General features: G+C 69.0%; 9 protein-coding genes. 5 read left to right on the top strand and 4 right to left on the bottom strand.

Features of this window, described 5'->3' with window-relative positions; all coding sequences use genetic code 11:
• Positions 1-192: 192 nt before the first annotated feature.
• Positions 193-900: a basic secretory protein-like protein gene (locus tag RTX79_RS11435; protein WP_312683822.1), complete on the bottom strand. Its 708-nt coding sequence runs from the start codon at positions 898-900 to the stop codon at positions 193-195.
• Positions 897-4244: a GH92 family glycosyl hydrolase gene (locus RTX79_RS11430; protein WP_428695996.1), complete on the bottom strand. Its 3348-nt coding sequence runs from the start codon at positions 4242-4244 to the stop codon at positions 897-899. The genes RTX79_RS11435 and RTX79_RS11430 overlap by 4 nt, the downstream gene beginning before the upstream one ends.
• Before the next feature lie 236 nt (positions 4245-4480).
• Here RTX79_RS11430 and RTX79_RS11425 point away from each other — a divergent pair, with 236 nt between their 5' ends.
• The 3 genes from RTX79_RS11425 to RTX79_RS11415 are packed head-to-tail and all read left to right on the top strand — an operon-like array spanning position 4481 to position 7119.
• Complete coding sequence (locus tag RTX79_RS11425; protein ID WP_042614687.1) at positions 4481-4678, top strand: zinc-finger domain-containing protein; 198 nt, start codon at positions 4481-4483, stop codon at positions 4676-4678.
• 16 nt (positions 4679-4694) lie between these two features.
• On the top strand, positions 4695-5810 hold the full coding sequence (locus RTX79_RS11420) for a glycosyltransferase (RefSeq protein WP_312683818.1): 1116 nt from the start codon (positions 4695-4697) through the stop codon (positions 5808-5810).
• Positions 5791-7119, top strand: a complete 1329-nt coding sequence (locus RTX79_RS11415; protein ID WP_312683817.1) for an O-antigen ligase family protein — start codon at positions 5791-5793, stop codon at positions 7117-7119. Before RTX79_RS11420 ends, RTX79_RS11415 begins: the two co-directional genes overlap by 20 nt.
• 382 nt (positions 7120-7501) lie before the next feature.
• Here RTX79_RS11415 and RTX79_RS11410 read toward each other — a convergent pair whose 3' ends face one another.
• A complete protein-coding gene (locus tag RTX79_RS11410; RefSeq protein WP_057508023.1) occupies positions 7502-8419 on the bottom strand; it encodes an LpxL/LpxP family Kdo(2)-lipid IV(A) lauroyl/palmitoleoyl acyltransferase in 918 nt (305 codons plus the stop codon).
• A gap of 70 nt (positions 8420-8489) precedes the next feature.
• Here RTX79_RS11410 and waaA point away from each other — a divergent pair, with 70 nt between their 5' ends.
• Positions 8490-9809, top strand: a complete 1320-nt coding sequence (gene waaA, locus RTX79_RS11405) for a lipid IV(A) 3-deoxy-D-manno-octulosonic acid transferase (RefSeq protein WP_312683815.1) — start codon at positions 8490-8492, stop codon at positions 9807-9809.
• A 130-nt stretch (positions 9810-9939) separates the two neighbouring features.
• On the top strand, positions 9940-10905 hold the full coding sequence (locus RTX79_RS11400) for a hypothetical protein (protein ID WP_312683814.1): 966 nt from the start codon (positions 9940-9942) through the stop codon (positions 10903-10905).
• 63 nt (positions 10906-10968) lie between these two features.
• Here the strand turns inward: RTX79_RS11400 and mgtE are convergent, their stop codons facing one another.
• Positions 10969-12354 carry a magnesium transporter gene (gene mgtE / locus RTX79_RS11395; RefSeq protein WP_312683812.1) on the bottom strand — a complete coding sequence of 462 codons (1386 nt, stop codon included), beginning with the start codon at positions 12352-12354 and terminating at the stop codon, positions 10969-10971.
• Positions 12355-12389: the final 35 nt, after the last annotated feature.

The following is a 12389-nucleotide window of genomic DNA, read 5'->3' as shown; positions in this document are numbered from 1 at the left end:
GTTGGCGCGCCCCCTTGAGCAAACCGCCAGCGGTTTGCCCGCGCATTTCACCTTATCCCCGCGCCTGCGGCGCGCCCCCTTGAGCAAACCGCCAGCGGTTTGCCCACGAATTCCACCTTATCCCCGCGCCGTTGGCGCGCCCCCTTGAACAACAAGGGGGCTCTTCGTCGGATGGTGTGCGGGGGCTGGGCGCTACCGGGCTTGTCGTGCTTTGGCGTAGGCGGCCCACAGGGCGGGCAGGGGCTGGCCGGTGTGTTGTTGCCACAGCGCCGGGGTGTAGCGGCCGCTGCGCAGGGCGCCATCCAGTGTCTTTACCAGTCCCGGCCAAGCGGCCTCGCTCCACTTCAGGAACGCGCCGGTGACCCGGTAGCCGGTATCGAAATCCTGCCCGTCCTGCACCGTGAGCGGCAACGCCCAGCCGGCGGCGGCGTTGTCCACGCCATAGCGGTCACGCGCGTAGTCGGCGATGCCTTCCACCAGCCAGCCCGGGACGCGTTCATTGGCGTACTCGGGGTAGCCCTGCACGATGTGCATCGCCTCATGGGTCACCAGGTCGGTGTCGCCCGGGTGCTTGTCCAGCCACGCCGGATTGAGGGTGATGGTGGCCGCCTTGGCCTTCTCGCCGACAAAGGCGATGCCGTCGTACGCCGGATCGATCACGATGGCGGCCTGGCTCGGTGCGTTCGGATGGAAGTCGGCGCGCTGCGGCAGATAGGCCTTGAAGAACGTGCCGATGATCCGCTCGCGCATCGCCTCCGGCAGCGCATCGCGGGCGTCCTGGTAGCGCAGGGTCACGCCGCCCTGCTGCTGCGTGGATTCAAACGCACATGCTGCTGCTGGAGCAAGCAGGGCCAGCGCCGCCAGTGTGGCCGGCCGCAGGTAGCGCGCAGCACGGCTCATGGTGTCGACTCCTTGGCCAGCAGCTCCACTTCTGCCAACTGCATGCGTCCGGGCGCGGCGATGCGCAGCCGGTATTCGGCGTAGCGGCCCGGCTTGGCGATGCGGAACGGGCGGGTCTGGCGGGCCCAGGCGAAGTCTTCGGACGTGCGCGTATCCAGCGTGGACCAGCGACCACCGGCGGTACGTGCTTCCAGCGTCCATGCGCCGCCGCGGATGCTGTTCTCGCCGCTGGTCAGGGTGTACATCGTGGGGGCGCCGGCGGCGACGCCGCTGAACACCACCGTTGCCTTCGCGCCCAGCGGCGCGGCGGTCGTGGCGTTGTCATCGACCAGCGCGTCCAGCGCGCGGCCGTCTTCCAGCCGCGCCTGCGCGCCCTTGGCCAGCAGGTCATGCAGCAGGGCAGGGCGCTCGCCGCGTGCGGTCAGCGACGGCAGCACATCGCCTTCGCCGGTACCCCAGCGCGAGGGTTGCGGACCCATCTGGAAGTCCAGCGTGGCGCCGGCGGCGATGATCTCGTGCGGCAGCCAGGTCTTCGTCCATGGCTTGCCGTTGACCTTCAACGACTGCACGTACACGTTGGTGGGGGAGTTGTCCGCCGCGTTCACCGTCAGCACCGCGCCGTCCTGCAGGGTGACCTTGGCGTGGCGGAACAAGGGCGAGCCGATCGCATATTCCGGTGCGCCCATCCGCAGCGGATACAGGCCCAGCGAAGCGAACACATACCAGGCCGAGGTCTCGCCGTTGTCCTCGTCACCGGGGTAGCCCTGTCCGATCTCGCTGCCCACGTACAGGCGCGCCAGGATCTCGCGCACCTGCTTCTGGGTCTTCCATGGCTGGCCGGTGTACAGGTACATCCACGGGATGTGGTGCGAGGGCTGGTTGCTGTGTGCGTACATGCCCATGCGTACATCGCGGGCTTCGGTCATTTCATGGATCAGCCCGCCGTAGGAACCGGCAAATGCCGGATCCGCGGTTTCCGGGGTGGCGAAGAACGCATCCAGCTTGGCGGCCAGCGCCTCGCGTCCACCGTAAAGCGCTGCCAGTCCTTCGCCATCGTGGGCAGCGGTGAAGGCGAAGGTCCAGCCATTGGATTCGGTGTAGTCATGGCCCCAGACGCGTGCGTCGTAGTCCTTGGCGTCCACCCGCCAGCTGCCATCTTCGCGCCGGCCCTGGAAGAAGCCCGCAGCCGGGTCGAACATCGTTGAATAGGCCGCCGCACGATGGCCGAAGTAATCCGCTTCAGTGGCATAGCGCTCACGCTCGGCGCTCGAGCCGGCGTCGCTGGCGAGCCGCGTCGCCATGTTGGCGATGCCGAAATCGTTGAGCGCGCCTTCCATCGTCCACGACATCCCTTCGTGGACGTCGGCGCTGGCAAAGCCGGTGAAGGTGGAACGGTCCATGCCCTTGCGGCCGACATGCCGATCCGGTGGCACCACCGTGGCATTGCGCAGCGCTGCGTCGTACGCGGTGTCCACGTCGAAGCCGCGCACGCCCTTCAGCCACGCATCGGCGAAGGCGACGTCCGAGCTGGTGCCGACCATCAGGTCGGCGTAGCCCGGCGAGGACCAGCGTGCGACCCAGCCGCCCGCCTTGTACTGCTCCAGAAAGCCCTGCACCAGGGCGCCGGCATCATCGGCGCGGAACAACGCATAGGCCGGCCAGGTGGTACGGAACGTATCCCAGAAGCCATTGTTGACGTACACCTTGCCGTCGCGCACCGGTGCGAAGCTGCGCACCGCGCTGCCATCGGTGTTGTCCTCGGCCGCGCTGGCCTGGCTGGCGTAGCGCCACTCCGGCGCCTGCGCGGTACCGACATTCTCGTGGCCGGAATTGGGGAACAGGTACAGGCGGTAGAGGTTGGAATACAGCGTGGTCTTCTGGTCGTCGCTGGCGTCGCCGATGTCGAAGGCGCCCAGCCGTGCGTCCCATGCATCCTGCGCGCGTGCGGCGACGCGCTCCAGGGTGTCGTCGGCGCTCAGTTCCAGGGCGAGGTTATGGCGTGCCTGTTCCACCGAGATCAACGAGGTGGCGATGCGCATGTTGACCTGGCGATCGCTGCCCGGATCGAACTTGATGTAGCCGGTGGGGCGTCCGGTGTCGAGCGTGCCGCTGCTGCGCCACGGACGGTCGAAACCCGCCACCACGTACATGCGGGTGGCGCCGTTGGACAGGCCGCTGCGCACGTCGGTGTAGCCGGATAGCGTCTGGCTGGCAGCGTCCAGGGTCAGCCCGCCGCGCGCATCGACATTGTCGAACAGCAGGTTGGCATCGCCGGTGGCCGGGAACTGGAAGCGGAACAGGGCGGCATGGTCGGTCGGGGCGATGGAGGCCGCGATGCCGTTGTCGAAACGCACGTCGTAGCGGTACGGGCGTGCGTTTTCCTGGTCGTGCGAGAACGCCAGCGCGCGCTTGGCGCGGTCGGCTTCGGGCACGCCGCGGCTGGCCGAGGGCATCACCTGGAAGGTCTGCCGGTCACCCATCCACGGGCTGGGCTGGTGGCTGAGTGACAACGCCTGCAGGCGCGGGCGGTTGTCGGCGTCGTTGTGCTCGTTCCAGCGGTACAGCCAGTTCAGCACGCCGGCGTCGGTCACCGGCGTCCAGAAGTTGAAGCCATGCGGCAGTGCCGTGGCGGGATAGTTGTTGCCACGCGAGAAGCGCCCGTTGGACTGGGTGCCGCGCGTGGTGAGCACCCAGTCGGACGGCTGCGCCGGCACGACCGACGGCGTCGCCTCCAGCCGTACATCGTCGATCCAGCCCGACACCGGCGCGCCGGCTGCGCTGGCCACTTCCAGTTCGATGGCCACCACGCGGCGACCGCGCAATCCGGGCACCTCGCCCAGGCGCACGGCCTTGCGCGCCCATTGCTGCGGATACAGCGTCTTCGAATCCCCCTGCGCCGTGGCGCCCAGTGCGACCCCGTGCTGGTCTCGCGCCGCGCTGGCTGATACGCGTTGGCCATCATCGAGCAGCAGGTCCAGCGAGACATGGGTGGACGCGGCGGTGTCGCCGTCGACGATCTCCGGCAGGACCATCCAGCTCAGCGTCGTGTCCGCATCGATCTGCTGGTCGGTGGCCAGCAGGACCTGCCGGGCAGTGCCGCCGCTGCTGCGGTACTGCAGGGCGCGCTGGCCGCTGTAACCCACGCCCGCCTTGGCTGCGTACGGGTCGGCCGGGCCTGGGCCCACGCGCAGGCTCAACGGGCCGCCAGCGCCTGCGGGGGGCATCGGCTGGCCGGCTTCGAACGAGGTCGACAGCGCAGCCGCATGGGCGGCGGGAAGCATGGCCAGGGCCAGCGCGAGGCACAGCGGCGCGCGGCGCGCACGGTCAGACGCATTACGGGGCATTGCGGTCTCCTCCCAGAGCAACGCGGACCATCCTGCAACACGCATGTTGGCGCTGACAAGTGCATTTGGTTCGATCCAAATCGGCGCGATGCCTGTCTGCTTGATTGCTGCGGCGCGCCATATGGAACGATCCAAACAGACCGCGGCGATTCCCTTGCCCGCAGTCCCGGGCCAGCCCCGGCGCTGCGCCGGATGCTAGAATCGCAGCCCTCGCAATCCCTTTCACGACGCCTGCCATGAGCCATACCGCCACTGCTCCCGCCAACGCCGAAAAGCGTTACACCGTGCACCGCGGCGACCTGCCGCTGAGCTGCCCGACGCCGGAGATGGCGCTGTGGAACTCGCATCCGCGCGTGTACCTGCCGATCGAAGACGAACCCAACGGCGAAGCCAAGTGCGCCTATTGCGGCGCCGTCTTCGTCCTGGCCGACTGATCGGGCGCCTGACCTGATGCGCCGATTGACCGTGGTGCAGTTGCTGCCGGCGCTGCACTCCGGCGGTGTCGAGCGCTCTACGCTGGAAATCGCCGCGGCACTGGTCCAGGCCGGCCACCGCGCCCTGGTGGTGTCTGCCGGCGGGCGGCTGGTCGAGCCGCTGCTGGCCAGCGGTGCCGAACACCTCACGCTGGATATCGGCCGCAAGTCGCTGCTGACCCTGCGCCACATGCCCACCCTGCGCCGCCTGTTCGCCGAGGTCGGTGCGGACATCGTGCATGCGCGCTCGCGGCTGCCGGCCTGGCTGGGCCTGCATGCGGTGCGCGCCCTGCCTGCCCCGCAGCGCCCGCACTGGGTGACCACCGTGCATGGGCTGAATTCGCCGGGTCGCTACAGCGCGGTCATGACCACCGGCGAGCGCGTGATCTGCGTGTCGGAAACGGTGCGCGACTTCGTCCAGCAGCACTATCCCGCGGTGCCGGCGCAGCGCCTGCAGGTGATCCCGCGCGGGGTGGACACGGCGCAGTTCCCCCGTGTCGGCAGCCACGACAGACGCCCCCGGCTGGCGCTGGCAAAGGACCATCCCTGGCTGGCCGCAGTGACCGCTCCGTTGCTGCTGCTGCCTGGCCGCGGTACCCGGCTGAAGGGCCACACCCACGCCCTGCAGCTGCTGGCACGCCTGCATGCGGCCGGGGTGATGGCGCAGCTGTGGATGCTGGGCACCGACGAACCCGGGCGGGAAGCCTACGTACAGGAGCTGCGCCAGCAGGCGCAGGCCCTGGGGGTCGGCGATGCCCTGCATATCAGCGCCCCGACCTCGAAGATCGCCCAGGCCTACGCGGCCAGCGACCTGGTCCTGCAGTTGTCCGACAAGCCTGAAGCGTTCGGGCGCACCGTGGTCGAGGCCCTTGCGGTAGGCCGCCCGGTGCTGGGCTGGGACCACGGTGGCGTGGGCGAACTGCTGCGCCAGCTGCAGCCCGCCGGCGCCGTCGCCCTGGGCGACATGCAGGCGCTGGGTGAACGCGCGCTGGCCCTGCTGGCCGCTGCCCCGTCGCTGCCGGCGCGTATCCCGTTTACCCTGCAGGCCATGCAACGCGACACCCTCCGCCTGTATGCCGACCTTGCCGGCTGACCCCATTCCTGCCGTGATCGATGATCGCGCGGGTCGCTGGGCGCCGTGGGTGGTGCTGGCTTTCGTCGCATTGTGGCCGTTGCCGGGCATCGCCGAAGGCGTGCTGGCGCTGGGGGCGATCTATGCTGCGGTACGCATGGTCACCCGCCGTCTGCAGGGCCGGCCGCGCCTGCTCAGCCCGGCCGCCTGGGCGCTGACCAGCATCCTGTTCCTGGGCTTCTGGCTGCCGCAGGCGCTCTCCGCGCTGGACGCGGTCGACCCTTCCGCGGCCTGGACCAAGACCGCTGCCGGGCTGCGCTATCTGCCCTTCATGTGGCTGGTCGCGATCGCGGTGGCGACGCCGCGGCGCCGCGCCCTGACCCTGGGCGGGCTGGCGCTGATCACCGCGGCGTGGACCGTGGATGCACTGGTACAGGCGCTTGCCGGTACCAGCCCATGGTTCTGGTCGCTGGACCAGCTCAAGCAGCTGGCCAGCCAGCGCCCACTGTGCAGCCCGGAAGAGGCCGCGCTGGCCGACCGGCTCAGCGGCGCACTGGGTCCGTGCAATCTCAAATTCGGCCAGGTGCTGGCCAGCCTGTCTGCTTTCCTGCTGCTGCCGGCCGCCACGCGGTTCGGTCGCATCGGCTGGATGGTGGCCACGATGGCGGTCGGCGTGGTGCTGCTGCTGGCCGGTTCACGCGCCTCGTGGATCACCTTCGCGCTGGTGGTGGCGTACAGCGGATGGCGCCTGTTCGGGGGGCGCCAGCTGCTGCTGCTGGCGGTGTTCGGGCTGGTGGTGGCGGCAGGCCTTGCCTACAGCGTGCCGCAGCTGCGTGACCGGGTGGTCCGCACCGCGCAGGCGTGGGAAGGCAATGACGATGGCGTGGAGCAGGCGCTGTCCGGCCGTGGCCGGATCTGGTCCGCAGCGGGCTGCATGATCCAGGCCCATCCGATCAACGGCGTGGGCGCGCGCGGCTTCCGCGATGCCTACCCCGACTGTGACCCGGCCGCCGGGAGCACCGGTGTCTGGGGCGCGGGGCCGGCGCTGCATGCGCACCAGATCGTGTTGGAAATCCTGGCGGAAACCGGGGTGATCGGCCTGCTGCTGTGGTTGGCGGCAGCGGCGCAGGCGTGGCGGGCGTGGCGTTTCGCGCCGCCGGCGGCGCGCGATCGCGCGCGTCCGGCGATGCTGGCGCTGGCGGTTACGGTGTTTCCATTGAATACCCACCTGGCGTTCCACTCCACGTTCTGGGGTGGGGTCACGGTGCTGCTGGCCGCGTTGTTCGCGGGCAGCCTGCTGGCACGGGATGAGCCGGGTTCCAACGACTGAAAGCGCCTCGCTGTCGGCGCTCTTGGCGGCGCCCCACAGCCCCTCGATCCGAGAGATTCCGGTGGCCGCCCGCCACGAAAGATGAAACGGTAGCGCCGCAGGCAGCGGCAGGAGCTGCTGCCAACGTCGCTTGCGACGGCCCGCAGGGTGCCGGGCAGGATGCCCGGCATGCCCATGGTCGGCGGCTTCTGCTTTTGCTCTTTTCTGACCCAATTCCGCGGGACAAGTTTAGTGTCCGGAGGCGGGGGAGGGTGCTGCGCGGGACGCTGAGCCGCATGGATGCGGCGACGCAGCCTGCATGGACGTACTTGCGGCGTGTCCCGCGCAGCATCCTCCCCCGCCTCAACCTATGAATCGATCAACGCAGCACGCGAACCGTTCTCTACTCGTAATAGGAACTGCGGCCACCCGGCTGGCGCTTGAAGCGGCGGTGGATCCAGAGGTACTGGTCCGGGGCCTCGCGCACCATCTGTTCGATGGCCTGGTTGACCCGCGCGGTATCGGCTTCCACGTCCTGGGTCGGGAAGTTGTCCAGCGGTGCGCCCACTTTCAGGTAATAGTCGCCGCCTTCGCGGCGATGGAAGTACGGCACCACCGCGCAGCCGGTCATGCGGGCCAGCTGGTGGGTGGCGGTGATGGTAGCGGCGGTGTGCCCGAAGAAGGGCACGAACACGGTGTCCTTGCCGCGCATGTCCTGGTCCGGCGCGTACCACAGGAAACCGCCTTTCTTCAGGTGCCGCACGCTGGCGCGGATGTCTTCGTTGGCGAACATCGCCGTGGCGTAACGCAGCCGCCCGAACTTCACCGCCCATTCGTAGACCGGATTGCGGTGCTTGCGGTACATGCCGGCCAGCTCGACGTGGTCGCACAGCAGGCGCCCGCACATCTCCAGGGTCATGAAATGGCCTGAAACCAGCAGCACGCCACGTCCTTCGGCCTTCAGCTTCTGCAGGTGCTCCACGCCTTCCACGTGCACGCGCGGGCGGATCGTGGCGATGCTGCCCCACCAGGCGCGGGCGAACTCGAAAATGCCTACGCCGAGTGCATCGAAGCTGTCGCGCAGCAGGCGTTGCCGCCACGCATCGTCCTTCTCCGGGAAGCACAGCTTGAGGTTGACCTCCGCTGCCTTGCGCCGGCTGCCTGCCAGCCGCCAGCTGACCCAGCCGACGCCGCGCCCCAGCGCACGCTGCAGCATCCACGGCAGCCGGGCGATGGCGAAGGCGCCGAACATCACGGCGAACATGGGCCAGTTGCGCGGATCGCGCAGCGAAGGACGGGGGGCGGTGGTGGCATCGGACATGCCGCCATTCTACCAAGGCCCCGCGGGCGGGCCGCGTGTCTTTCACCGGGCCCTCCCGTATCCTTCCCGCATGCGCAAAGACCCCGTCGAATGGATCCTGCGCGGCCTGTACTCGGCCGTGCTTTACCTGCTGCTGCCCATCACGGTGTACCACCTGGTCTGGCGCGGTTTCCGGGTGCGCGAATACTTCCAGCGCTGGGACGAGCGCTACGCCTCCTACCCGGATTCGAGCTGCCAGCCACGTGTCTGGCTGCATGCGGTATCGGTCGGCGAGGTGAACGCCGCCGCGCCGCTGGTCAATGCACTGCGCGCGCTGCGACCGGACATCCGCTGGGTGGTCACCACGATCACCCCGACCGGCTCGGAGCGGGTGCGCGCGATCTGGGGCGATGCGGTGGACCACGTCTACCTGCCGTATGACGTGCCGGGCAGCGTGGGGCGCTTTCTCAACCATTTCCAACCCAGCCTGGCCTTGATCCTGGAGACCGAGCTGTGGCCGAACATGCTGTTCGGTTGCCGCAGCCGCTCGATCCCGGTGTACATCCTCAATGCGCGGTTGTCGGCGCGTTCGCTGCGCGGCTATCGCCTGCTGGCGGCGTTGATCCGGCGCGCACTGCGCACCGTCACCTGCGTGGCAGCGCAGTCCGAAGACGACGCCGCGCGCTTCATCCAGCTTGGCGCCGATCCGGCGCAGGTGCAGGCGCTGGGCAACCTGAAGTTCGACATCGCCGCGCCCAACGTGCAGGCCTTCGTCGAGCAGTTCCATCGCAGCGTGCCGGCAAAGCGACCGGTGTGGATCGCCGCCAGCACGCACGAAGGCGAAGAGCAGGCAATCATCGACCTGCACCGGCGCCTGCGCGTGCAGCATCCGCAGCTGTTGCTGCTGTGGGCGCCGCGCCACCCGGAGCGCTTCGCCCGGGTCGATGCGCTCGCCCGCGAGCAGGGCTGGCAGGTGGCCACCCGACGTGCGCAGCAGTGGCCGCAGGCCGACAGCGATGTGTTCGTGATCGATACGCTGGGAGAGCTGATGTCCTTCTATGCGTGCGCCCAGGTGGCGTTCGTGGGGGGCAGCCTGCAGGCGATCGGCGGGCACAACCTGCTGGAACCTGCGGCCATGGGAACCGCGGCCGTCACCGGTCCGCACCTGCATAATTTCGCCGAGATCTCGCGCCGCATGCTCGAGGCCGATGCGCTGCTGATCGGCCAGGACGTGCAGTCGGTCGGCGAGCACCTGCAGCACCTGTTGTCCGACGTGCAGGCACGTGAAGACATGGCGCGCGCAGGCTGCGCGCTGGTCAGCAATGGCAGAGGCGCCTTGAAGCGCACGATCGCCCTGGTGCAACCGCAGTTGCCGCCGCCGCTCTCCAGTGCGGCGTCCGCCGACTGCTGACGCGATCCCGGTCGTCGCGGCGACGCAACGGCCGCGCCGGTTTCATTTCAGATTTGTCCGATAGGGCCCCCTCTCGGCGGCGTCCTAGCGTCCACGAACAGGCATCTTCCTGTCTTTCGTGGAGAACGCCATGGTGCTTCGTCTTTGCCTGCCACGCCGCCGCAGTGGGGGGCGCCTTGTCATCGGCACGCTGTTGTCGATGGCTGCCTGCGCGCATGCGGCAGGACTGCAGGACGCTCCGCATTTCATCGGTCCCTTGGCGACGCCGGCGCCACCGTTGGCGAAGGGCGCCTTCAACATCGAACCCTACGTCATCTTCAACCGGTCGGCGTCGCGTTTCGATGGCGATGGCCATCGCCGGCGCAGCCCGGCGCCGATCCAGTTGACCACCTCCGTCCCGATCCAGTACGGGGTGACCGACCGGCTCAGCATCGGCGGCACGCTGCGCGGACAGTACAACCGGCTGCCCGGCAGCAGCCGCGCGTTTGCCACCGGTGATACCACGGTGGCGGCATCGTTCGGGTTGATCGATGCCGCCGGGCCGAACCGGGCGCGCCTTGCGCTGACCGCGCGGCAGCGACTTCCCACCGGCCGCCACGACCGACTGGAACGGCGCGACGCGCCGGGCAGTGGTAGCGGCGCGGCCTCCACCACGCTGGTGCTGCATGGCCAGGCCTACCTGCTCGAGGGACGGCTGCGCACGCGCGCCAGCGTCGACTGGACCCTGCCCGGGGCAAGCGCACGCCTGCAGGGGCGCAGCGTGTACGGCACCGACACCGGGTTCGGCGGGCGCGTCCGGCTCGGCCACGGGGCGGGGGCCACGGCATCGGCGGAGTACAGCGTGGACCCGCGCTGGACGCTGGTGGGTGAAGTGCTTTACGAACAGGCCGGCGGTTCGACGCTGCGCGGCCACGACGGCCAGGGCAACGCCGAACGCCGCGAATCGGCGTCGTCGTGGCGGCTGTCCGTGCTGCCGGCCGTGCAGTACCACTTCAGCGACCGGGTCGGGTTGATCGCGGGACTGCAGGTCGGCGTGAGGGGACGCAACACGACCGCGCTGGTCGCGCCACAGGTCGCGATCAACATCGGATTCTGAAGCGGCAGATGGAATGCGGCGCATCGGAGGGATGCGCCGCACTGCATGCTGCGGGCATACGGCTCAGGTGCTCGCGCTGACCAGCTGGTCGCCCAGCAGGGCCCAGGCGAAGCCGAAGTAGACGAACACACCGACGAGGTCCATCACCGAGGTGATCAACGGCGAAGACAGGGTCGCCGGATCGGTGCCCATGCGACGCGCAAGGAACGGCAACAGCGCACCGGCGACCCCGCCCAGTGCGGTGCAGACCAGCATGCTCAGGCCGACCACCAGCAGCACGTCGATGCCCACCCCTTTGCTGAACCAGGCAAGCACCGCTTCCAGCAGCGCGATGGCGATGCCCAGCATCGCCGCCACCGGCAGCTCACGCTTGATGACGAACAGGACATGCCGCCAGTTGAGCCCAAGCTCGCCCAGCGCCATGCTGCGGATGACCAGCGTGGCCGACTGGCTGCCGGTATTGCCGCCCATGTCCACGATCGGTGCGATGAAGGCCGCCAGCACGATCGCCTGGCTCAGCAGTTCCTCCTGCGCGGCGACGAAGGTACTGGTGATGATGCCGAACAAGGTCAGCACCGCCAGCCAGAACACGCGGACACTGAACATGCGCCGGAGCGGCGTGGTCATCATGTCCAGGTCGCTGCCGCCGGCCACCGACGTACCGCCGAAGCGTGCCAGCTGGTCGGCATCCTGCTGCTTGTCGATGTCCATCGCGTCATCGACGGTGACGATGCCGATCATCGCCTGATTGGCATCCAGCACCGGTACGGCCAGCAGGTCATAGCGGCGGATCAGCTCGGCGGCACGCAGGCGCGGCCACGCGGCCTGCACGAAGACCGGGTCCGGTCGCACCAGGCTGGCCACCGTGGTGTCGGCCAGGGCGACCACCAGGTCGCGCAGCGAGACCGTGCCCTGCAGCCGGCGCTGGCCATCCAGGACGTACAGGGCGTAGATCGTCTCGCTGCTGGGGGCGAGGGTGCGGATGTGTGCGAGCGCCTGCGCGACGGTCATGGCGCTGTCGAGCGCGACGAAGTCGGAGGTGGTGACCGAGCCGATCGACGCTTCGGGGTAGGCCGCGAGGGCGACGATGTCCTCGCGCTCCACGCCATCCAGGCCGGCCAGCAGGTCCGGCCGTGACCGCGTGTCCAGGCGATTGAACAGATCCGCCCGATCATCCGCGGGCATCCGCTCGAACAGGTCGTAGACGGTCTGCCGGGGCAGCAGCGCCAGCAGTGCATCCTGCTGCGGGAAGGCAAGATGGGCGAACAGGTCGGCCCGCTGCTGCGGATCCAGCAGCAGCAACAGCGACGACAACGACGCGGCGGAGGTGCCCAGCAGGACCTCGGCGAGGTCGGAGGGATGCGATGCGCGGACCAGTGCTGCGAAGCCTTCGCGGTCGGGTGCATGGACAAAGCGGCGCACGGCGAATATCAGCTCTTCACGGTTCATCGTGATGATTCCTTTGGTCGGGTTGGAGAAAGGGC

This window comes from Stenotrophomonas chelatiphaga (assembly GCF_032054965.1).
Classification (GTDB): Bacteria; Pseudomonadota; Gammaproteobacteria; order Xanthomonadales; family Xanthomonadaceae; genus Stenotrophomonas; species Stenotrophomonas chelatiphaga.
This window is presented reverse-complemented; position numbering and strand designations above follow the sequence as displayed.